Annotated in this window: 23 protein-coding genes; 20 read left to right on the top strand and 3 right to left on the bottom strand. The window is 53.2% G+C overall.

Translation table 11 applies throughout. The annotated features are described in order from the left end of the window. Nucleotides 1-117 precede the first annotated feature (117 nt). On the top strand, nt 118-630 hold the full coding sequence (locus tag ACMHXE_RS16410) for a phosphatase PAP2 family protein (protein WP_165565730.1): 513 nt from the start codon (nt 118-120) through the stop codon (nt 628-630). A 9-nt stretch (nt 631-639) separates the two neighbouring features. Further along, nucleotides 640-1,734, top strand: a complete 1,095-nt coding sequence (locus ACMHXE_RS16405) for an MJ1255/VC2487 family glycosyltransferase (RefSeq protein ID WP_413732811.1) — start codon at nt 640-642, stop codon at nt 1,732-1,734. Nucleotides 1,735-1,777: 43 nt separating this feature from the next. On the opposite strand, the gene ACMHXE_RS16400 is transcribed toward ACMHXE_RS16405, so the two are convergent. The 3 genes from ACMHXE_RS16400 to ubiD form a co-directional block, all read right to left on the bottom strand. Next, complete coding sequence (locus ACMHXE_RS16400; protein ID WP_100141861.1) at nt 1,778-2,158, bottom strand: gamma-butyrobetaine hydroxylase-like domain-containing protein; 381 nt, start codon at nt 2,156-2,158, stop codon at nt 1,778-1,780. A 155-nt stretch (nt 2,159-2,313) separates the two neighbouring features. Beyond that, the gene (fre, locus tag ACMHXE_RS16395; protein ID WP_101054692.1) at nt 2,314-3,012 is read right to left on the bottom strand and encodes an NAD(P)H-flavin reductase; all 699 of its coding nucleotides are present in this window, start codon (nt 3,010-3,012) and stop codon (nt 2,314-2,316) included. Nucleotides 3,013-3,077: 65 nt separating this feature from the next. After that, on the bottom strand, nt 3,078-4,559 hold the full coding sequence (gene ubiD, locus ACMHXE_RS16390) for a 4-hydroxy-3-polyprenylbenzoate decarboxylase (protein WP_054744491.1): 1,482 nt from the start codon (nt 4,557-4,559) through the stop codon (nt 3,078-3,080). A 327-nt stretch (nt 4,560-4,886) separates the two neighbouring features. Here ubiD and ACMHXE_RS16385 point away from each other — a divergent pair, with 327 nt between their 5' ends. The 18 genes from ACMHXE_RS16385 (at nt 4,887) to ACMHXE_RS16300 (ending at nt 22,356) form a co-directional block, all read left to right on the top strand. After that, on the top strand, nt 4,887-5,396 hold the full coding sequence (locus ACMHXE_RS16385) for a hypothetical protein (protein WP_413732808.1): 510 nt from the start codon (nt 4,887-4,889) through the stop codon (nt 5,394-5,396). Continuing rightward, on the top strand, nt 5,393-6,055 hold the full coding sequence (locus tag ACMHXE_RS16380; RefSeq protein ID WP_101054702.1) for an SDR family NAD(P)-dependent oxidoreductase: 663 nt from the start codon (nt 5,393-5,395) through the stop codon (nt 6,053-6,055). Before ACMHXE_RS16385 ends, ACMHXE_RS16380 begins: the two co-directional genes overlap by 4 nt. A 79-nt stretch (nt 6,056-6,134) precedes the next feature. Next, the gene (locus tag ACMHXE_RS16375) at nt 6,135-6,953 is read left to right on the top strand and encodes a thermonuclease family protein (RefSeq protein WP_412502387.1); all 819 of its coding nucleotides are present in this window, start codon (nt 6,135-6,137) and stop codon (nt 6,951-6,953) included. 175 nt (nt 6,954-7,128) lie between these two features. Then, entirely contained in the window at nt 7,129-8,376 is a 1,248-nt protein-coding gene (locus ACMHXE_RS16370; protein ID WP_101054707.1) for a malic enzyme-like NAD(P)-binding protein, read from the top strand. Between the two features lie 189 nt (nt 8,377-8,565). After that, a complete protein-coding gene (csrD, locus tag ACMHXE_RS16365; protein WP_101054709.1) occupies nt 8,566-10,479 on the top strand; it encodes an RNase E specificity factor CsrD in 1,914 nt (637 codons plus the stop codon). A 223-nt stretch (nt 10,480-10,702) separates the two neighbouring features. Continuing rightward, nucleotides 10,703-11,587, top strand: coding sequence for an MSHA biogenesis protein MshI (locus ACMHXE_RS16360; RefSeq protein ID WP_101054712.1), 885 nt, complete (start codon nt 10,703-10,705; stop codon nt 11,585-11,587). After that, a complete protein-coding gene (locus ACMHXE_RS16355; RefSeq protein WP_101054715.1) occupies nt 11,584-12,183 on the top strand; it encodes a PilN domain-containing protein in 600 nt (199 codons plus the stop codon). The genes ACMHXE_RS16360 and ACMHXE_RS16355 overlap by 4 nt, the downstream gene beginning before the upstream one ends. Continuing rightward, a complete protein-coding gene (locus tag ACMHXE_RS16350) occupies nt 12,180-12,839 on the top strand; it encodes a type II secretion system protein GspM (RefSeq protein WP_101054718.1) in 660 nt (219 codons plus the stop codon). The genes ACMHXE_RS16355 and ACMHXE_RS16350 overlap by 4 nt, the downstream gene beginning before the upstream one ends. Continuing rightward, on the top strand, nt 12,820-13,146 hold the full coding sequence (locus ACMHXE_RS16345) for an MSHA biogenesis protein MshK (RefSeq protein ID WP_413732806.1): 327 nt from the start codon (nt 12,820-12,822) through the stop codon (nt 13,144-13,146). The genes ACMHXE_RS16350 and ACMHXE_RS16345 overlap by 20 nt, the downstream gene beginning before the upstream one ends. Next, on the top strand, nt 13,146-14,876 hold the full coding sequence (gene mshL / locus ACMHXE_RS16340; protein ID WP_226564640.1) for a pilus (MSHA type) biogenesis protein MshL: 1,731 nt from the start codon (nt 13,146-13,148) through the stop codon (nt 14,874-14,876). The genes ACMHXE_RS16345 and mshL overlap by 1 nt, the downstream gene beginning before the upstream one ends. 8 nt (nt 14,877-14,884) lie before the next feature. Beyond that, nucleotides 14,885-15,796, top strand: coding sequence for an ExeA family protein (locus ACMHXE_RS16335; RefSeq protein WP_071238659.1), 912 nt, complete (start codon nt 14,885-14,887; stop codon nt 15,794-15,796). Continuing rightward, nucleotides 15,793-17,151, top strand: coding sequence for a tetratricopeptide repeat protein (locus ACMHXE_RS16330; RefSeq protein WP_413732804.1), 1,359 nt, complete (start codon nt 15,793-15,795; stop codon nt 17,149-17,151). Before ACMHXE_RS16335 ends, ACMHXE_RS16330 begins: the two co-directional genes overlap by 4 nt. Further along, complete coding sequence (locus ACMHXE_RS16325; protein ID WP_101054731.1) at nt 17,148-18,902, top strand: GspE/PulE family protein; 1,755 nt, start codon at nt 17,148-17,150, stop codon at nt 18,900-18,902. The genes ACMHXE_RS16330 and ACMHXE_RS16325 overlap by 4 nt, the downstream gene beginning before the upstream one ends. 2 nt (nt 18,903-18,904) lie before the next feature. Beyond that, on the top strand, nt 18,905-20,125 hold the full coding sequence (locus ACMHXE_RS16320; RefSeq protein WP_413732802.1) for a type II secretion system F family protein: 1,221 nt from the start codon (nt 18,905-18,907) through the stop codon (nt 20,123-20,125). Next, nucleotides 20,125-20,619, top strand: coding sequence for an MSHA biogenesis protein MshF (locus tag ACMHXE_RS16315; protein ID WP_413732800.1), 495 nt, complete (start codon nt 20,125-20,127; stop codon nt 20,617-20,619). Before ACMHXE_RS16320 ends, ACMHXE_RS16315 begins: the two co-directional genes overlap by 1 nt. Before the next feature lie 64 nt (nt 20,620-20,683). Further along, entirely contained in the window at nt 20,684-21,286 is a 603-nt protein-coding gene (locus tag ACMHXE_RS16310; RefSeq protein WP_039034083.1) for a Tfp pilus assembly protein FimT/FimU, read from the top strand. A gap of 34 nt (nt 21,287-21,320) precedes the next feature. After that, nucleotides 21,321-21,839, top strand: a complete 519-nt coding sequence (locus ACMHXE_RS16305; RefSeq protein ID WP_219012047.1) for a type II secretion system protein — start codon at nt 21,321-21,323, stop codon at nt 21,837-21,839. 55 nt (nt 21,840-21,894) lie between these two features. Further along, the gene (locus tag ACMHXE_RS16300) at nt 21,895-22,356 is read left to right on the top strand and encodes an MSHA biogenesis protein MshA (RefSeq protein ID WP_413732798.1); all 462 of its coding nucleotides are present in this window, start codon (nt 21,895-21,897) and stop codon (nt 22,354-22,356) included. Nucleotides 22,357-22,415: the final 59 nt, after the last annotated feature.

Below are 22,415 nucleotides of genomic sequence, written 5' to 3'. Positions count from 1 at the left end.
ATAAAAGCTTAGGGCAGGTGTCACCTGCCCGTCACACCCCTTGACTAGGCTCTTTACTGCTACACAGATTGGAGCCCTTGCCCCGGCTCCTTACTGTCCACAGAAGGAGCCTCAGCCATGTTTACATACCTCGCTGAACTCGATCTTCGAACCTTTCGCGCGCTGACACAATTTGGCCGCAAACATGATCTGGAAGCCTGTGCCCTCAAGTTTTCTGCATCGGGTAATGGCCCGCTTTACCTGTGTCTGGCGCTGCTCATGTTATTGGAGCAGGATGGGCCGCGTTTTTTCGCCTTGTTGCTGTTGGCGTACGCTGTGGAATTGCCTTTGTATCTGCTGCTGAAAAATGCCATTCGCCGTAAACGCCCATGTCATCAGGTTCTGGTGGGCTTCAGGGCCAGCTTTGAGCCCTCTGACAAATTCAGTCTGCCGTCCGGCCATACGGCGGGTGCCTTCGTGTTCGCCAGTGCGGTATGGCAAATTTACCCACAGCTGGCAGTGCCGGTATTTATCTGGGCTGCTCTGGTTGGGGTTTCCAGGGTGTTTCTCGGCGTTCACTACCCTCTCGACATCCTGGCGGGTGCCCTTTTGGGCAGCAGTGCCACTCTCATAGCAGTAGTTTGGATATAAGGACTATCAATGCGGATACTTTACGGTGTTCAGGGCACAGGGAATGGCCATTTGAGTCGCGCCAGGGTAGTAGCCAAAGCCTTGGCAAAGCACGATATTCAGGTTGACTATTTATTCAGTGGTCGCCAGCCGCAGCAGTTTTTTGATATGCAGGCCTTCGGTGATTACCGGGTCTGTGCCGGGCTGACTTTTATTACTCAAAAGGGACAGGTCAGCATCCCCAAGACGCTGATGAATAACTCTGCTCTAGCACTTTGGCGGGACATTCGCGAGTTGGACCTCAGTGGTTATGATCTCTTGCTCAATGATTTTGAGCCGGTTTCGGCCTGGGCTGCCAGGCGCCAGGGGGTGCCCAGCATAAGCATTAGCCATCAAGCTTCTCTCAGATACCCTGTGCCCAAGGTGGGAAACTCCTGGTTCAACAACTGGTTGCTGGAGAACTTTGCCCCTGTGGATCAGGCATTGGGGTGTCACTGGCATCATTTTGGTTACCCAATTTTGCCGCCCTTTGTCGATGTCAGTCGCTGCGCCGTGGAACATTCACACGATATTCTGGTATATCTGCCGTTTGAGAGCCCACAAGCTATTGCCGAATTGTTACTTCCTTTTAATGACTATCGTTTTATGGTGTATCACAGCCAAGCGGCGTCAGTTGCTTTACCTGAGCATATTCTGTGGCATGGTTTTGATCGTGAAGGCTTTAAGGCCGACCTCGCCAGTTGCGGTGGTGTGATAGCCAATGCCGGATTTGAACTGGCCAGTGAAGCCCTGACCCTGGGTAAAAAGCTCTTGGTTAAACCCTTGCTTGGGCAGTTTGAACAGCTGTCGAATGTGGCCGCCCTGGAGTTGCTGGCAGCGGCCGACAGCATGATGACGCTGGAGCCGCAAACGGTGAAACGTTGGCTCAAACGGGGTAGCCCTGAGCCGATTAACTACCCGGATGTGGGCGATCTGCTGGTGCCTTGGCTGTTGGCCGGCAATTGGCAGGACAGTCAATCGCTGTGCCGGGAGCTGTGGCAGCAGGTGACATTACCCGACACCTGGTTTTCCAAGCAGGATGCCAGGGCACTCAGCGGGCTGCCTTTGGGCTCGCTGATCCGCTAGCAAAGGTACGAATAGGTCATCGCATAACTTGGTCGTACTTTACTCAGTTATATTTGATATTCATGCTGATAAGGGCTTCACGGCTGCCCTTTTCGGCACGCAGCCGCGCCAGATACTGTTCCCAGAGTTCAGTTTGTTGGGTGCAGAGCTGGTGCAGTATCTGCCAGGAATAGAGGCCGGTATCATGGCCGTCATCGAACACCAGCTTAACCGCATAATTGCCGACCGGCTCAATGGCGCTGATGTTGACCTCTTTTTTGTGAGTCACCAGCTTGGGGTTGCCATGGCCGTGTACTTCGGCCGACGGAGAGTGAACCCGCAGAAATTCGCAGCTCAGCTGATACTGACTGCCATCATCGAAGCCTATCTCGAGCAGTTTGGATTTACGCTTCAGTTTCAGTGATGTGACTTGAGGATGACTCATGGGAACTCCATTGTGTCCGGGGTTTCTGTGTATCTGTTTATTCTATGTCAGAGCGCTTGGACTGTGCACCCCGGTGGATGAGAGCTGACACACATTAATAGTGGCAAAAATAGCGGCCGCATGCTGCGACCACTATTGAATAAAGATGAAGACAGTTATTTGATAAAGGCGAAGGCATCGCCGTAGAGGTGGGCTTCATCCAGTCCCATCTCGCGGAACAGCTCTCGCGCAGCGCCGACCATGTCGAAACGACCGGCGATATAGATGTCATAGCCCACCAGGCTGACAAAGTCCGAGCGTATCTGCGACAGTAGATTGGCCTGTTTCCCCTGCCAGTCGGCATCGGCCTGTTCTACTACTGGCACGAAATGCAACCAAGGGTGTGCTTGATGCCACTCTCTGGCGATGGTTTCGTAGTACATGGCTTCAGGATTGCGGCAGCCCCAATAGAGCAGGGTTTCAACCTTTTGCCCCAGGGCGATTTGCTGCTCTACCAGGCTCTTGATATAGGAGAAGCCTGTACCACCGGCAACCAGCAGTCTGGGCCTGACACTCTGGTGTCTGAGGAAGGCTTCGCCGCCCGGAGCTTCGATATCGATATGGCTGTTGTTTCTCAGCCGCTCGACCACTTGCATGGGATAGCTCTCGCTGACGGCTGCGCCTATGTGAAGTTCTATGAGTTCGCTGCCGGGAGCCGAAGCTATGGAGAAGGGACGCTTGTCTTTCTCACCCATTACCACACACAGGTATTGACCTGCCTTGAACTCCAGCGGTTTTTCGGGGCGCAGCAATACCTGGTACACAGCGTCATTGAATGGGGCAACTTTCTCTATTTTACAGCGGATGCTATTCATCGAACTTCCTTTTTACCTCTCTGTTGAAGGCTTATTTTAATAATGGCTAACGTAGTTATTGCGGATTATAGGGTCGCTTGGTCTTCTATGCCCAACTGCTCCCAAATCTCGTCCACTCGCTGTTTAACCTCTTGGTCCATCACTATTGGGGTGCCCCATTCGCGGTTGGTTTCACCTTCCCACTTATTGGTGGCATCCAGGCCCATTTTGGATCCCAGTCCCGCCACGGGCGAAGCGAAATCCAGATAGTCAATGGGGGTGTTGTCTATCATCACAGTGTCGCGGCTGGGATCCATCCGGGTGGTTATGGCCCAGATAACGTCCTGCCAGTCGCGGCAATTCACGTCTTCGTCGACTATGACAATAAACTTGGTATACATAAACTGACGCAGGAAAGACCAGGCTCCCATCATCACCCGCTTGGCATGGCCGGGATATTGTTTGCGGATGGAGATCACCGCCATCCGGTAGGAACAACCCTCCGGCGGCAGGTAAAAGTCGACGATTTCCGGATACTGCTTGCGCAGGATAGGAACGAAGACCTCATTGAGCGCTACCCCGAGCATAGCCGGTTCATCCGGTGGCCTTCCCGTGTAGGTGCTGTGGTAGATGGCGTCTTTTCTGTGACTGATATGGGTCACGGTAAACACAGGAAAACTGTCGGTTTCATTGTAATAACCTGTGTGGTCACCGTAGGGGCCTTCCACCGCCATCTCTTCGGGATCGATATAACCTTCGAGAATGATTTCGCTGGTGGCCGGTACTTCCAGATCGCAACTCAAGGCCTTGACCACTTCGGTGCGCTCACCGCGCAGCAGCCCGGCAAAAGCATATTCACTCATGGCATCGGGCACTGGCGTGACGGCGCCGAGAATGGTGACTGGGTCGCTGCCCAGAGCCACTACCACAGGATATTTTTCACCTGGGTGCTGCTGCTTGAAGTCGGCAAAGTCCAACGCCCCGCCTCTGTGTGACAACCAACGCATGATCAGCTTGTTCTTGCCGAGCAGTTGCTGGCGGTAGATCCCCAGATTCTGGCGTTTCTGTCTCGGCCCTTTGGTGATGGTCAAACCCCAGGTTACCAGTGGTGCAACATCGCCGGGCCAGCAGTGCTGAATGGGCAGGGCGGTCAGGTCGACCTGATCGCCTTGCAACACCACCTCTTGGCATGGGGCGTTACGCACTGTCTTGGGTGGCATGTTCAGCGCTTGTTTGAACATGGGGATCTTGGCAATGGCATCCTTGAAGCCCCTGGGTGGCTCTGGCTCCTTGAGAAACGCCAGCAGTTCGCCCACGTCCCGCAGCGCCATGGGATCATCCTTGCCCAGGGCCATGGCGACCCGCTTCGGCGTACCGAAGAGGTTAACCAGCACAGGCATCTGTTTGCCCTTGGGGTTTTCAAACAACAGTGCTGGGCCACCGGCGCGCAGCACCCGATCGGCTATTTCGGTCATTTCAAGATAAGGATCAACCGGATAGCTGATACGCTTGAGCTCACCCTGACTCTCGAGGTGATCGATAAAACTGCGTAAATCCTTAAAACTCATGTGGAAATAGCCTCGCTTCCGAATGCATTAATGGCGCGCACTATAGCATTAATCCCGGCAACGGTTAACTGCTAAGGAAGGTGCGAATAACTCCTCAAGGCACTTTGGCTTGCACAGCAATCGGCGGTCAAGGTATCTGACTGCAGGCATGTCTGGGGCTTGTCGAAGTCGGATCTTCCCTGAGATAGTTGCCGTGGCTAGAGACAAACAGCTAACCCTTGGCTGAATGCACGCTGAGTCATCTTCGTTTATCCTGTGATTCTCTGGTGAATCCGGGAGTCAGCCGTAGTAGCATGAAAGCTGCGGGCCTTGAAGCCTGGAGGCTATATGAAACGAGCAATTTTCCTGAGTCTGATACTGATGAGTTTGCCACAGGTGGCTGCTGCTTGGGATAACTCCCATGCCGAGCGCCACTATCAGGGCGATATTCATAGAGAAGATTATAATCGCCACCATAACCATGGCTCACGAAGTCATTGGGGGCTGTATTGGGGCGTTAACAATCCCTGGCTATCGCCCTGGCGCTACGACCCATGGAATCGTTGGCAGTGGGATGAGCCTTGGTACAGAGATCGCTGGCAGCGCCCCTATGTATATCGCAGGCAACCCAAGCCGGAACCTGTGGTGGTTGCGCCACCGCAGCGAGTCACGACTCACTTCGAAACCTTGGCCGACACCGGGAGTCGCGCCAGTCTGCCGGCTAACGCCAGGGTGATACAAGAAGGTAATCGTACCTTGTATCAATGGCAGGGCAAGACCTATCAATTTGACTGGCAAAGCCAAACCTATCGGCCTCTGCCGCAATCCCCATCTGAAGTCGGAGAGCAAAGCAAATGAAATTGATCACAGGGGCCAGCAGTGGCTTGGGGGCAGCGCTAGCGAGGCGCTATCATACTGAAGGTGAGTCCTTGTTGTTAACCGGCCGCAACGAACAGAGGTTGCAACAACTGGCGGCAGAGTTGCCAGGAGTCAGTTGTCAAACAACAGATTTAACCAATCCGAGCGCGATTGAGGCTCTGCTAGATACTTTGGGCGAGGCCCCTGAAATGTTGTTGCACTGTGCCGGCAGTGGTCGCTTCGGTAACCTGGAAACTCAGTCACCGGCCGAGATAAAGAGCCTTATCGACAATAATCTCCTGTCCACCCTGTTGCTGCTTAGAGCCATGCTGGCTCGTTGGCGGCAAGAGAGCATGACACTGGTGATTGTCATGTCTACCGCGGCGCTGCAACCCAAGGCCGGAGAGAGCAGTTACTGTGCGGTAAAGTGGGCCGTCAGAGGCATGCTGGAGTCTCTGCGCTTGGAGCTCAAGGGCAGCAAGATAAAGCTGATAGCCGTCTACCCAGGTGGAATGGCAACCGGGTTTTGGCCCAGCAGCGGTAAGTTGGTGGATACATCGAATTTTATGACGGCCGATGAAGCGGCAGCCATGCTAAGCAACGCCTTACAAAACTGCGCTCACGGCTATGTTTCGGATATCACCTTGACCCGGGGCTAGGATACATAGTTAACAGTGAAAAAGGATTTTGCGCTGTTAGTCAGGGCGGCCAAGAAAAAACACTGCCAAGGGAGGCGCTATGATATCTCTAAGGAACCTTAATCGCATAGGCGCAGGCTTGATAAACGGCTTGTTGTTGCTGGGCACTCTGCAGTCTTTGGGATTGGCGCAGGCCAGCACAGCCGACAACTTGTGCATTCCCTATACAGCCAGCGAAAAGGTCACACTCGCCTATATCAATGATGGCGATACCCTCACACTCAAAGATGGCCGCCTGATACGCTTGATAGGTGTCAATGCCCCCGAGATAGATCATCAGTATCCCAGTCTCTCCCAGCGCTACAGTCTGGAGGCCAGGGCCTTTGTAGCCTCTAAGCTCAAAGTGGGGGATGAGCTGGCGCTGATGTTTGGTCCTACCAAGCTGGATCCCTATGGTCGCACCTTGGCCTATGTCTTTACTGCGGATGGTTTATTGTTGCAGCAGGCGTTGCTGCAACAGGGTTTTGCGATGGCCAGGGTCTATCAGGAACATCCATTTTGGGAATGCTTTGCCGAGATGGAGCAGCAAGCGCGCACTCAGAATGCAGGCTTGTGGCAGTTTGACGACTATGCGCCCAAGGCGACTTCGGTTATCGGACAACAGGATTTAAATCACTACCGGCTGGTCAGAGGTGTAGTGACGGATTTTGAAAGAAAGGGACAGTATTTGTGGCTTATTCTGGACGATAACTTCTATGTTGGCATACCTCAGGCCGGATCTGGTAATTTTAGCAAGGTTTTAGCGTTGAACTCGCTCAAAAGAGCCGTTGTAGTGCGGGGTAAGTTGTATTTTTCCTACAAAAAGTGGCAGATTATCGTCAGCCATCCTTCACAGATAAGTTTGGAAAATCCCCCTTAGAAGCAAAATACCTGACTTAAGTGGAAAATTTGCCATCCACTGTTTTAAACTCGTGCCTTTTCGCGTATCTTTAGCGCCTTGTGATTTGAGTCACTGTGAAAGGAATTTTGCAGTGATCCAGACCTGTGTTTGTACGGTTTTTACTTAATATCATTCCGCATTTCAGGATTTTAAAATGACAGATTTCCGTCAAAAAGCGCTCGATTACCATGAGTTCCCCGTTCCAGGCAAAACCGCAGTGATGCTGACCAAGCCTGCCGAGACCAGTATGGATTTGGCTCTGGCCTACAGCCCTGGAGTGGCAGAGCCGGTACGTGAAATCGCTTCCAATCCTGCCAATGCGTACAGATACACCAACAAGGGCAACACGGTTGCTGTGATCTCCAACGGTACTGCCATTCTGGGACTGGGTAACCTCGGCCCCTTGCCATCCAAGCCGGTAATGGAAGGAAAGGCTTTGCTGTTCAAGCACTTTGCCAATATCGACGCCACAGATATCGAAGTAAAACACCGCACAGCTGAAGAGTTTATTCATACTGTTGAAGCGATTGCCGACTCCTTTGGCGGTATCAACCTGGAAGATATCAAGGCGCCCGAGTGCTTCGAAATTGAACGTGAGCTGATCGAGCGCTGCCAGGTTCCTGTGTTTCACGACGACCAGCACGGCACGGCAATTGTGACAGCCGCCGGGATGATCAATGCCCTCGAGATCCAGGGCAAGAAGCTGGAAGAGGCTGTGTTTGTCTGTATGGGTGCAGGCGCAGCGGCCATCGCCTGTATGAGCATGTTGGTCAAGTGTGGTGCCCAGCGTGAAAATGTCTACATGTTGGATAGAAAAGGCGTGATTCATACCCGCCGTGAAGATCTCAACGAGTACAAGGCACTGTTTGCCAACAATACAGACAAGCGCACGCTGCAGGATGTGATCAAGGGCGCCGATGTGTTCCTGGGCCTTTCCGGCCCTGACGTTCTCGGCGCCGAGGAAGTGGCCATGATGGCCGAGAAGCCGGTGATCTTCGCCTGCTCCAACCCGGATCCTGAGATCAAGCCTGAGCTGGCCCATGAGATACGTAAGGATCTGATCATGGGAACCGGTCGCAGCGACTATCCCAACCAGGTCAACAATGTGCTCTGTTTCCCATTCATCTTCCGTGGCGCCCTGGATGTGCGTGCCAGCCGCATCAATGATGAGATGAAAATAGCCGCGGTTTATGCCATTGCCGAACTGGCCAAGGAGCCTGTGCCTGAATCTGTGTTGGCGGCTTACCCCAATGTCAGCGAGTTGAGCTTTGGCCCTCAGTATGTGTTGCCCAAGCCGATGGACCCAAGATTGCTGCCTAAAGTCGCCAAGGCTGTGGCCCAAGCCGCAATCGACTCTGGGGTGGCTCAGATAGACACTTTGCCGCAATACCCGGAAGTCTGATAGCAGTTTTATTCCAAAGGGGCCTTGTTGGCCCCTTTGTTGTTTTTGCAAGACTGTTGGGACATTTTCTGGTCTATGCTGCTTGTTGGTTGCCTTTTGCGTATGGCTGCTGAATAATCAGCAGACTGAGTTCCCGCAGTGAGGCGGCTCACCCCAAGAAGAATAAGAAGACTGGCAGGATCGCCCTCAATGAAACTCACCCGTATTCTCACAAAAAAGCTCACCAGTTTTTGGCTCTTATCGCTGACGATAGTGGCATTTGTGTTTCTGCTCTGCGCCATGATGAGTTTTCTGCAACTGACCTACAAGTTCCAGCAACAGAAAGTCACGGAGCTGGAAACCATGCTGGCCAATCAATACCATTCCGGCAGTAACTGGGAGCTGGAGTCCTGGCTGCCACCCATGTTGATTGCCTACAATGCCGCCAGTTTTAAGCTCTGGCATCATGATAAATTACTATTTGAATATAAAGGCAATATCGCTACAGAAAACCTGGTGCGCTATCAATCTTCGTTGAAGAGCAACCCTGAGTTTCGCATGGAGCTGGAACTGCCGCAGCCGTTTTCCCAGCACAGGCCAGGTTGGTACGAAGTCTTGATCATTCTACTTGGCGTCGGGGCCGTACTGGCGTTTGTTCGCTTTGGCTATCTCTGGTATTCGCGGCAATTGGAGGGGATTGAAGAGCTGGCGCAGCGCAGCCGTTTGATTCTCCTGGGTGAGCACGAAAAAGCACTGGCGATGCCGGGCAAGGGTAAACCCAGGTTGATTAACCGTGCCCTCAGCCGTTTGCTGGAAGAACTGGCCGATGCCCAGAAAGAACGTGCCAGGTTCGACAAGTTTATTCGCAGTAATACCTTCCTGGATCCCGACACCCGTATAGGTAACCGTCTGTTTCTCAAGAATCGCCTCGATGCCCTGAGCAATGAGCAGGGCATGATAGCCCATGGGGTGCTCTATCTGTTGGAGCTGGAGGATCTGGATCTGCTGCAACAAAAGCTGGGGGACAGTCTGACGCTGGAACTGCTCAGACAAAACGTCAACGGTATCAGCCAGATCCTGCAGTCTCAGCCCAACAGTTTCTTTGCCCGCCGCTCCCATAACCAGTTTGCAATAGTGGTGACCCAAATCTCCCTGGCGGAGGCCGATCAACTGGCGATCCGCTTGTTAAAAGTCTGCCAAAGCCAGGTATTGCCCAAGCTGGACAATGCCGACAACTTCTATCATCTCGGCGGCGCTTATTTCAAGGTGGGTGATGGCCATCAGCAACTGCTGGAAGAGGCGGAAATGGCCCTTAGAGCAGCGCAGCTGCAGGGGATCAATACCTGGTTTATGTATGATAAGGGCGCGGTGGATCAGGAGTTCGCCAAGGGCTCGGTACGCTGGCGCAGCTTTCTGGAAATGGCCTTGGTCAATAAGCGATTTCTGGCTTATACCCAGCCCGTGATGGATTGTGACGGCAAGCTGCACCATAGAGAGGTGTTTACCCGAGCCAGGGATCCCGAAGGTAATCTGGTGCGAGCGACCCTATTTTTGCCTATGGCGGTTAAATGTGGCCTGATGCCGCAAATTGAGCGCCAGACTCTGGAAAGAGTCTTATTTGAGTTGCTGCCGAGTGAGCCGGACAAGAAGGTTTGTTTCAGCATCAACCTGAGCCTGGATTCGCTGATGAGCCGCGCCTTTATTCGCTGGTTGCGTACCACCTTGCTGGAATACCGGGACCTGACCGGTAGGTTGATCTTCGAGGTCAGTGAGGATATCGCGGCGCCCAATCAGGAGAAAATCGCCTCCAGGTTACAGATGATCCGCAAGATGGGGGCGCGCCTGTGCGTCGATCATGTGGGCCAGCAGGTGATCAGCACCCAATATATTCAGGACACAGGTTTCCAACTGATTAAGCTGCACAGATCCATAGTGCGGCAGATCCATTTACGACCCGAAAACCAACTGTTTGTTCGTAGCTTGATAGGTGGACTCTACCGTACCGAAGTGCAGGTTTGCGCCGAGGGGGTGGAGTTGTTTGAAGAGTGGCAGACACTGAGAATACTCGGCGTCAGCGCCGCTCAGGGTAGCTGGTTCAGCGAGCCTATGCCGGCAACAGCCTGATCAAGAAAGAGTTCCGGGTTACTACAGGCTGGACTTGTTTGCCGACTTTGCTGAGCCTATCTTTAGGGCAGCTCTCAGTTTAATAATATTTGCCTATAAAATGAATTGATTAGTGTTTAGAATGAACATGCCAAAATATTGACTTAACTTTAAATTGGCAGCAAGTTCATAACCTTATGGGTACGATAAACGCTGCCGTTTTCACAGGGACTCAGGGTTTCTTATGACGAACAAGTCATTCATCAGTCGTCTTTTCAACTTTGGCGCGCCTCAATCCGGTAGCAATACCGGGGTGTTCCTCGCGGCCAATCACGCCTGGGTCTTTCGCCCGGAAAATGACGATCAAAGAGCCCTTTGTCACTGCTATCCACTGCACAAAGATGATTGGAACTCACTGTTTTCCTCGGTTTATGCCGATTTTGGCCCTTCAAAATTACAATTGACTTTAGGTTTTGGTCGCTATCAGCTTTTGAGTGCCGACCGGCCCAAGGTTGAAGCCGATGAGATGGCTCAGGCATTGGTGTGGGCGGTCAAGGATATGGTCAGCACGCCGCCAACCGATATCCATTTGGATTACTTTGAATCGCCGATTAAAAGCAGTGACAAACTCAATGTTGTCGTCTGTTCCCACAGTCGCTTGTCTGCCTTGGCCCAGGAAATAGATAAGGCCGGTATGCAGTTGGTGGGGATCAGCATCGAAGAGTTACTGCCCACTAACCTCTTTAACCAAGACCCTTTAGCCAGGCTGGTGATAAGCCAAGTGCCTGGACAGGAGTTATTACTCACTGTGGTACGCGAGGGTGAGCTCTATATGCAGCGGCGTATCCGCGGATTTGCCGAATTGCATCAGACCGATGCCGAATCCTTGGGGTTCGGCGTTGCCGATACCCTTAGCCTGGAGATCCAGCGCTCGATGGACTTTTTTGAAAGTCAGCTTCGGCAAGCGCCGGTGGCCTCGATTGACATTATGGTTCAGGGGCAAACCTATGCCTTGGCGCAACTTGTGTCCCGTAATTTCAACCAGCAGGTGCGTCCGGTAGATGGCATGGATGTCGGCATGAAAATGGCTGAACTCAGCTATCAGGAACTTGAGCGGGGGAGTAAATGAGCAAGACCCGGGTCAATCTCTATTCGCCTTCTCTCTTGCCCCCCAGGTTAAGGCTCAGTTTCGCCCGTTTGTTGGCTATTGCAGGTGTGCTCTTGTTATTGGGGCTTTCGCTTATCGGCTTGGGATGGTGGCAGCAAACGCAAGTGTCCAGGCAGTTGCTTGAGGTCGAGTCGCAGCGCCAGGCCTTGGAGAGCGAAAAACAACAACTGGAAGCCGAATTGGCCAAGCGTCGCCCTAGTGCCGAGCTGGTCGTTGAGCTGGAGCGCCGTACTCAGGAGCGGGAGCTCAAGGGGTTACTGCTGACCGAACTTGGGCAGCGGGAGCGCATGACCTCCAAGGGCTTTGCGCCTGTGCTGCAGGAGTTGGCTCAAGTGTCCGATGGCAGTGTGTGGCTGAGTCGCATCAAGCTGGAAGAAGGCAAATTGGCGTTTGAAGGTTTCGGCCAATATCCGCAGAGTCTGCCGCGTTGGATAGACAAGCTCAAACAAACAGAGAGTCTGAGAGGGCGCTCGTTTGCTTCTATGACCATGGCTCGGGAGCCAGGCCAGCCATTGGCCTTCGTTCTGACCAGTGAAGCCCTGGAGGTGAAGAAATGAATTTCCTTCGGCGTCTGGGCCAAGCCTTTGATGGTTTGAGTCAAAGAGAAAGAGGCATGGTGGCGGGAGTCAGCCTGTTGTTGCTGCTATTGCTGCTGTATCTGCCGCTGGAGTCTTTCTGGCTGGAGCGCCAGAGCAATCTGCAACGGCTGCATGCTGGCCAGAGTAGCATCAAGCTCAGCCAGCAACAGCTGGCGCTCTATCGTCAACGCCTGGCGGAAGATCCGGATACGGCGCTCAAGGCAAATTTGGCGCAAGTGAATCGTGATATCGCTACGCTGGATCAACAGCTGGACAGCCAGATGGTTGACATGGTGCCCGCCAGTTATATGCCGTCATTGCTTACTGCCTTGCTGGAACGGGTGCAGGGAATACAGTTGACCGGCTTCAAGTCTGTCGCCCCAACCCCTTTGCTGGTGGTAGGCAAAGCCGATGAGCAGCAGATGAATCTTTATAGCCACGGCATAGTGCTGGAGCTGGAAGGTGACTATTTCGCCGTGCTCAAGTTTGTACAGGCGGTGGAAAAGATGCCGGACAAGCTTTATTGGAAGCGCCTGGATTACCGGGTGTCTGAGTATCCCAAGGCCAGTGTGCAACTTGAGTTATACACGCTCAGCATCAATGAGGACTTTATCAGTGTGGCATCATCCAGCTAAGAGCTTAATCTTATTGGCGCTACTCTGTAGCCAGGATCTCGTTGCCGCCAGTTTGCGGGACCCCACCATGCCGGCGCAGGGGCTGAACGCTCCGGCCAAGGAGCCGGGCGGGCAGGGCTTGGTACTGAGCAGTCTGCTCAATGGACCTCAGGGCAGGCGGGCCGTGATCAATAACCAAATTTACCGCCAGGGAGACAGGATTCAAGGTGTGGTGCTAAGCCGTATCGATCAGGGCAGTGTTTTGCTGGCCGATGGCCGCCGACTCTATCTGTTTCAAGCGATTACCGAGCGCAAGGAAAAACATTAATGAAAACCAGACTCGCCTCTATGCTGCCGTTGTTGGTTCTGGGCCTGGCGGCCTGCCAAACCACGGATAGGCCCAACCCAGCAGCTTCCAAAGAGGCGCTGCGCGATTCCATGGCGCAGCAAAGTGCCAGGGCAGTAGTGCCCCCTCCGGCCAGCTTGCCTCCCGGTGTGCAGCAGGAGTTGAATGCCGATGGTCTTTTGGCCGGGCTGGCGGCACCTATGCAGACAGAGCGGCGTTTTGATGTCTCGGCCAATGATGTCGATGCCAGAGTGTTTTTTCCGAGTTTGGTGGAAGGCACTCCCTTCAGTGTGGCTGTGCATCCACAAGTGAGCGGCAATATCTCTTTATCGCTCAAGGGCGTAACTCTGAGTGAAGCCTTGCAGGTAGTGCAGGATATTTACGGTTATGAGATCAGCCGGGAAGGACGAGTCTTGAGGGTCTATCCCGCTGGCCTTAGAACCGAGACTTTCCCGGTCAATTACCTCTATATGGAGCGTATCGGTCTGTCGCTGACCTCGGTCAGCTCGGGAAGGATCTCTGACAACAATAACAACAACGGCAATAGCAATCAGAACAATAATGGCCTGAACAACAATAACAACAGTGGTTTTGGCAATAACAACAATAACAATAGCAACAACCAGAACAGCAATAACACCAACGGCACCTTTATCAGTTCCCGCACCAAGACAGATTTCTGGGGCGAGCTGCAAAAGACCCTGGAATCGATTCTGGGCAACAGTGGCGATGGCCGCTCCGTGGTGGTCACTCCCCAGGCCGGCTTGGTAACCGTCAGAGCCAATCCGGATGAGTTACGGCAAATTCGCAGTTTCCTTTCCACCGCCGAGAGCCATCTGCAGCGGCAGGTTATTCTGGAAGCCAAGATCCTCGAAGTGACCCTCTCCGATGGTTATCAGCAGGGGATCCAATGGGATAGGTTAGCCTCTGATGGAGGGAGTGCAGATAACAATTGGGATGGAATCACCGGCAGTTATGATCGCAGAGGTCATAAAGCTGAGGTGGGTTTCGGTACTTCTGGAGGAACGTTTGCTGATTCAATCTCAAATGTGATCGGCGGTGTAACTTCGTTGAAAATTACGGGTACGGATTTTTCGGCTTTGATCACTCTGCTCGATACCCAAGGCGATGTCGATGTGCTCTCAAGCCCCAGGGTGACAGCGTCCAACAACCAGAAGGCGGTGATCAAAGTTGGCCGTGACGAATACTTTGTCACGGATGTTTCCTCTACCACAGTGGCCAGCACTACGCCTGTGACCTCTCCTGAGGTGGAGTTGACGCCCTTCTTCTCGGGAATCGCTCTGGACGTGACGCCCCAAATAGACAAAGACGGCAGTGTCTTGCTGCATGTACATCCTTCAGTCACAGATGTGAAAGAGCAGAACAAGAGTATCAAGATAAGTGACTCTTCGTTGGATCTGCCCTTGGCCCAGAGTGAAATCCGTGAGTCCGACACTGTCATCAAGGCGCTTTCCGGTGATGTGGTGGTGATTGGCGGCCTGATGAAGAGCGAGAATACCGAAGTGGTATCCAAGGTGCCGCTGCTGGGCGATATTCCCTTTATCGGTGAAGCCTTTACCAACCGCAGTAAGTTAAAGCGCAAGACAGAGCTGGTGATTTTGCTCAAGCCGACCGTGGTAGTTGATGGCACCTGGCAAAAAGAACTGCAACGTTCCCAGAGCTTGCTCGACCGCTGGTATCCACAGGAATAACCGCTTCTATGTATCTGCAGCACTTTGGCATGCAGAGCATGCCTTTTGCCCTGACCCCCAACACAGGATTCTTCCTGGGGTTGGCTCCCCATGTGGAGGCCTTGCAAGTATTGCAGGTGGCGCTGCAAACCGGTGAAGGTTTTATCAAGGTCACCGGCGAGGTGGGAACCGGCAAGACCTTGCTGTGCCGCAAACTGCTCAACGAGTTACCGCAGCAGTTTCGCTGCGCCTGGTTGCCTAATCCTTATCTGACCCCGGCAGAACTCAGGCTGGCGATTGCCGAGGAGCTGGGGATTGCCGTGAGTGATATTAAAGATCAGCAGCAACTCAGTGGTCTTATTCAGCAGCAACTGCTGGCGCTCAGTGCCCAAGGGCTTAATATTGTTTTGCTGCTTGATGAAGCCCAAGCTCTGCCGGATGAGAGTCTTGAAGCTTTGCGGCTGTTGACCAATCTGGAAACCGAGAGCCGCAAGTTGCTGCAGGTGGTGATCTTCGGCCAGCCCGAGCTTGATGCGCGCTTGGCGCAGCAAGAGTTTCGCCAGTTACGCCAGAGGATTACCTTCAGCTATCGCTTGCGGTCGCTGACCCGGGACGAAGTCTATGCCTATCTGCGCCACAGATTGGCAGTGGCCGGTTATCAGGGGCCGGCGTTGTTCAGCGCCGCAGACAGTAAGCGTATTGCCATCGCCGCCAGAGGGATCCCCAGATTGGTGAATATTTTGGCGCACAAGGCGCTGCTGCTCTGTTTCGGTGAAGGTAAACAGCAAGTAACATCCACTCATATCAAAGGCGCCATCAAGGATACCGAAGATGCTTCCCGTACTTCCAACTGGCGCTGGCTTTGGTCGACTCTAGCGCTGCTCCTTGCTTCAGTCGGCGCCTCGATCGGGGTTTATGCCATGAGGGGAACTGGACTATGAGCGTGGTCAATCAGATGCTCAAGGACCTGGATAAACGCCAGCAGCCCCACAACTTAGCTCATGTGCCGGTGGGGCAGGCCAGTCACGCGGCGGCCACCCCCTGGTGGTTGTTGCTGGGTGGCACACTGCTCGGCATCTCTTTGTTGGCGCTGGGATTATGGCTGGGGGGTTATCTGGAAAGTAACAACCCAAGCTCATCCCAAACTCAAAACTTTAGTGGTGACCGAGCAGAGCCATCGCAGACTGTGCCGTATGAGCCTGGGCCCACGGGCCGAAATCGGCCACAGCCGAGGGCAGTCTCAAGTGCTGCCGATGGCAGTGATAGATTAAATTTGAATCCTGAGGCGCAGATCTCGGTGCTGCAACTTCCCAGCAAGAGCCTGGCTCCAAGTGAACAATCCAAAGCTCCTGATACGGGCTTGAATGCTCAAGGCTCAGCTTTTGAAACAAAAAGCTCTGAAACGAACGACTTTGAAACAAAAAGCCCGGAAATCTATGGCTCAGAAACGGGCAGCTTCAATTCGAGCCGTGCCGCCTCTGGGAAATTTGATACCAAGGCCGTTAGTGATATTCCGGCCGCCAAGGCAGAGCCGCTCGGACAGGAGGCTGGACAAGAGCCGGCTCAGTCAGCACAAATAAAAACACCGGGTCGCAATGAAAAGTCAGGCTTGGAGCAGAAGCCCAGCTCCAATGAGAGTGGCCGGATAACCCAATCCAGATCAGCGGCTGCTAAACCAAGCCAGACGAAAATGAGCGTGACTCAGGTCTCTCTGACCCCGGCAGAGCTGTCGCAAAAGAAATTACAACAGGGACAACAGGCCAAGGAACTGGGACAGACAGACAAGGCAATGTCGGCCTATGCCGAAGCCTTGCGTTTGAATGATGCTAATCACAACGCCCGCCAGGAGCTGGCTGCGCTGTTTTATGGCCGTGGCGAGTTGGACAAGGCGGCAGTACTGCTGCGTCAAGGTGCCGAAAGTTATCCGCAGCAACCAGTGTTTTGGTTGTTGCTGGCCCGGGTGCAGAAGGCTCGCAGCGAGTTACCTCTGGCTCTTGCCAGTTTGCAACAGATAGCCGATGGCAGCGAGCTTGGGCGCGAGAAATGGCTGCTGCAGGCGGAACTTGGCCAAAGTCTCAAGGATTGGCCCTTGGTACAACAAAGTTATCTTAGCTTGATCCAGCAGGATGCCTCTCAGGGGCGCTGGTGGTTGGGGCTAGCCTATGCCCAGGATGCGAGTGGCGATTATGATGCCGCCAAGGCCAGTTACCAGGAAGCACTCAAGCGCCAGGGCTTGTCCTCGGATGCCCGTGACTACATAGAAAACCGACTCGTCCAGTTAGGAGGCCGCCAGTGAAACCCAAGTTGAAAATGCGCCTCGGTGATCTCCTGGTACAGGAGCAGATTATCAGCGAGGTGCAGCTGCAAAACGCGCTGTCACAACAAAAACAAACCGGCCGCAAGCTGGGACGCACCCTGATAGACATGGACTTTATCAGCGAGGAGCAGCTGCTGCAGTTTCTCTCGCATCAGTTGAATATTCCCTTTATCGATATCAGCAAGCGCCCCATTCCTGCCGAGGTGGTCAACCTCTTGTCTGAAGTGCAGGCGCGGCGTTTTCGAGCTTTGGTGATTGAGGCCGATAGCGATTCCGTGCTGGTGGCCATGAGCGATCCTGCCGATCTGCAGGCGCTGGATGAATTGGATGTGCTGTTGGCGCCAAGACGCCTGAAACTGGCGGTGGTGAAGGAACAGCAGCTGTTCGATGCTTTTGACAACCTCTATCGCCGCACCGGCCACATTGCCCAGATGGCCGGTAAGTTGGAGGAGGAATACGCCGCCGATGATCAGTTCGATCTCGCCAGTTTGACTGAAGGCGACAGCGACAACGAGACCACAGTGGTTAAGCTGTTGCAGTCGATTTTCGAGGATGCGGTGCAGATCCGCGCCTCGGACATTCACATTGAACCCGGTGACAAGTCGCTCAGGATCCGCCAGCGGGTGGATGGTCTGTTGCAGGAAAACGTGCTCAAAGAGGTCAATATCGCCGCGGCGCTGGTGCTCAGGCTTAAGCTGATGGCCGGCTTGGATATCTCGGAAAAACGTTTGCCCCAGGATGGCCGTTTTCATATTGAAATCAAAGGCCATCAGATAGATGTGCGTATGTCTACCATGCCCATCTATCACGGTGAGTCTGTGGTGATGCGGCTGTTGGATCAATCGGCAGGGCTCTTGACCCTGAATGAAACCGGGATGCCACCTCATATTCTTGAGCGGGTACGGCGGCAGATAAAACGCCCCCACGGCATGTTGTTGGTCACAGGCCCTACAGGTTCGGGTAAGACCACTACACTTTACGGCATTCTCAGCGAGTTGAACAAGGCTGAGAGCAAGATCATTACTGTGGAAGATCCGGTGGAATACCAACTGCCGCGGATCAACCAGGTGCAGGTCAATCACAAGATAGGCCTGGATTTTTCCAATGTACTGCGCACCACCTTGCGCCAGGATCCCGACATCATAATGGTGGGGGAGATGCGGGATCAGGAAACCGTCGAAATCGGCTTGCGCGGCGCCCTGACAGGTCACTTCGTGCTCTCGACCCTGCACACCAATGACGCCATTACCAGCGCCCTGCGTTTGCTTGATATGGGGGCGGCCAGTTATTTGGTGGCCAGTGCCCTCAGGGTCATTATCGCCCAGCGCCTGGTGCGGCGGGTGTGTAAGAACTGCGCCACAGATTATCAACTCACGCCGCAGGACAGGGTCTGGCTCCAGAGCATCAGCAAGCGCGACTTTTCCGATGCCAGGTTTAGAGTGGGCACTGGGTGTCAGAGCTGTTCCGGCACCGGCTATCGTGGCCGGATTGGGGTATTTGAGATCCTCGAACTGGATGAAGCCATGATAGAGGCGATGCGCAGCGGTAATCCCCATGAGTTTGCCCGCGCCGCTTACGCCAGCGAGCAGTTTACCCCGCTGGCTGAATCGGCATTGGCGTATTTGCATTCTGGCCTGACAACCATAGAAGAGGTCGCCAAGTTGGTGGAAGATGTCTCTGAAGCTCAGGTGCCGTTGGCGGCCGAGATGATGGCTAGGGATGAGGTCTGATTATGCCGCTTTATGCCTATCGGGGCCGGGATGCCGGTGGTGAACAGGTAAAAGGGCAGTTGGATGCCGCCTCTGAAAGTGCGGCAGCCGATCAACTGCTGGCCAGAGCCGTGATCCCGCTGGAACTCAATGAGGTCAAAGCGGGCCGGGATCTTAGCCTCAAGGGCCTACTGAAACGTAGAGTCAGCCTGGATGAACTGCAGATCTTTACCCGGCAGATGTATTCCCTGACCCGCTCCGGCATTCCTATTCTGCGAGCCATTGCCGGGCTGGCGGAAACCACCCATTCAAAGCGGATGAAAGAGGCGTTGCAGGATGTCTCAGAGCAGTTGACCGCCGGGCGGCCGCTGTCGTCGGCGATGAACCACCATCCGGACGTGTTCGACGCCTTGTTCGTCTCCATGGTGCATGTGGGAGAAAACACCGGCAAACTGGAAGATGCCTTTTTGCAGTTGTCCGGTTATATCGAGCGGGAGCAGGAAACCCGCAGACGGATCAAATCTGCCATGCGTTACCCTATGTTTGTTCTGTTGGCGGTGGTGCTGGCACTGGTGATCCTCAATATTATGGTGATCCCCAAGTTCGCCGAAATGTTTTCCCGCTTCGGTGCCGAATTACCCTGGGCGACCCGGTTGCTTATCGGTACCTCCAACCTGTTTGTCAATTATTGGCCCTTGATGCTGGTGGCGCTGGTGGTAACTGTACTCGGGGTGAGTTATTGGCACAAAACCGAGCAGGGGGAAAAGCAGTGGGATCGTTGGAAACTGCATATTCCGGCGGTGGGTTCCATCATAGAGCGCTCGACCCTGGCTCGTTATTGCCGTAGTTTCGCCATGATGTTGAGCGCCGGGGTGCCCATGACTCAGACGCTCAGCTTGGTGGCCGACGCCGTGGATAACAGTTATATGCACGACAGAATCGTCAACATGCGCCGCGGGGTCGAAGCGGGGGAATCCATGCTGAGGGTTTCCAATCAGAGTCAGTTGTTTACGCCTCTGGTGTTGCAGATGGTGGCGGTTGGGGAGGAAACCGGCCGCATAGATCAGCTACTCAATGATGCCGCCGATTTTTATGAGGGTGAGGTAGATTATGACCTCAAGAACCTCACCGCCAGGCTGGAACCTATTTTGATCGGCATAGTGGCAGTTGTTGTGTTAATCCTGGCCCTGGGTATTTATCTGCCTATGTGGGACATGCTCAATGTGGTCAAGGGAGGCGGCTGATGCCAAGCCAGCATCAGGCTGAGGAAGATCTGCTGCGAACCTTTGCCAGTATGGCGGCGCTGTTGATTCTGTTGATTATTTTGGCGGTGTTGGGAATGCGTTATTTTTCTGCTGTGGACAAGGTATCGGCCAGAGGGCTGCAGCTTGAACACCACAGGTTGTTGAATGTGATAGCTATGGTGAGATCCCAGTGGTTGCGTTTGGGGCGCCCTGAACAGATGCAACTGGATTGGCAAACATTGGATCACGAGGTGCAGCCTAGTCCATTGGCAATGAATCCGGCCGGTTGGCCACAGGCACCCAGCCGGGATGACAAAGGCTGCGAGGTGCTTTGGCAGCAGCTTCTGGGAGGTATACCGGATAAGGCGGTGATTCAAGCTCAGTTTATCAACCGGGATCAAAGTTGCCGTTATCTGAGCCCTGCCGGTGACAGTTTGAGCTATCAGTTGGACACTGGAAGGGTCATTTTTTTGACGTCAAATACAGATTATTGACTAAATGGTTTTTTATCTTAACGGAGCTGCTAATATCCATGGCGAACAGGTGGAGGAAACCTAGATGAAACGACAGATGCAAGGCTTCTCGTTAATCGAGTTGGTGATAGTAATAGTTATCCTGGGCCTGCTGGCCGCAACTGCTATTCCGCGTTTTTTGAATGTGACAGATGATGCCGAGGATGCCAGCCTCGAAGGCGTGACGGGTGGCCTGGCTACGGCGGTGAGTTTTGTACGCTCCCAATGGGAGGTTGATGGTCGCCGTAATACGTCAGTGCTCCTCGATGGTATTTCCGTGTCTTTGGACACCCGTTTCGGTTATCCAACCGGCACTGGCAATACTTCGGCCACTTCCATGGATGATGCCAGTTGCCAGCAAGTGTTTAATACTGTGCTTCAGAGCGCGCCCAAAAATGTGCTTTATACCGCTGACGCCAGAGAACAACGTTATACCGTCAGAGCCCTGGATGGTGCAGGTGTAAGTGCTACAGCCATTGACGGTACTTTAATAACCGGGCTGGATCTCTGTGTTTACCATCAGGTGGCATCATTGGCACTGAACCAAAGTTCAGGCGTGGCAACACCGGCGCCGGATCTCAACACCACAGGTGCCAAGGGTATTACCTATAACCCGGGAACCGGCCAGGTCTTGAGTTTCAGCAACTGATTGAATTGTATTTTTTGAACCAAAGGAAAGCGCTATGCGAAAACAACAAGGTTTCACCTTGATAGAATTGGTGGTGGTGATCATCATTCTCGGTATTTTAGCTGTGGTAGCAGCGCCCAAGTTTATCAATCTGCAATCCGATGCCAGAGCATCCACTCTCCAGGGAATGAAGGCGGCACTTCAGGGGGCCAATGCCATGGTGTATTCCAAGGCTGTTATTGCCGGTCAAGGTAAAACTGCGGGTGAGAGTGTTGTCATTGGCAAGAGTGGTAACAGTGATATTAGTGTTACTGTGGATTTTGGATATTTGGATAGTGCGACCAATTCCACCACAGTGAAAACCAATCTGGAAAAAGCCATGGACAATACTTTCGAGGCTATTACCGGAACAGATACCGTTGCAACTGAAGACTTTGGGGTGATCTATGTCAGTGAAACTTCTTTCATTATTGTCCCCAAGGGTAAGAAAGGCAGTGAGGCCTGTCGTATTAACTACACCCCAGCCACAGTAACTTCGTTGCCAAAGTATGTGGTAACAGGTACAGATTGCTAATTTGAAAGGGATAGAAAATGAATAAACAACAGGGTTTACGCTGATTGAATTAGTGGTGGTGATTATCATTTTGGGGATACTGGCCGTCACTGCAGCGCCTAAGTTTTTGAATCTGCAATCAGATGCAACCAAGTCAACTCTTTCTGGTATGAAAGCAGCGTTACAGGGCGGTAATTCCTTGCTCTATTCGAAAGCTGCTATTCAAGGTAAAGAAAAAGACGACGGTAGCAATGGTGACAATGTTGATCTTACAGGGGATGATAGTGCGGATATCACTGCTGTATATGGATATGTGAAGGCTGATGCAACCAATATTCTCAAAATTCTGGAAGCAGATACCACCTCCAGCGGGGACTGGGTTATCGCAGCTCCCAGCGCAGCCAATGTCAGTGCTGCTGATGTGATCATTTATCGCAAGGGAACAACGCCTTCAGACACCTATAAATGCTTTGTTGAGTATTCGGAAGCTACCAGTAACTCATTGCCCGTATATGAGATCGTGGATACCAACTGCTAATAGCCTGTAGCTGAAAAGGCCTGCCAAGCAGGCCTTTTTTACGTCAGGATTCAAACTAT

It is taken from the genome of Shewanella sp. BJSY2023SW007 (assembly GCF_047314525.1).
Classification (GTDB): Bacteria; Pseudomonadota; Gammaproteobacteria; order Enterobacterales; family Shewanellaceae; genus Shewanella; species Shewanella chilikensis.
This window is presented reverse-complemented; position numbering and strand designations above follow the sequence as displayed.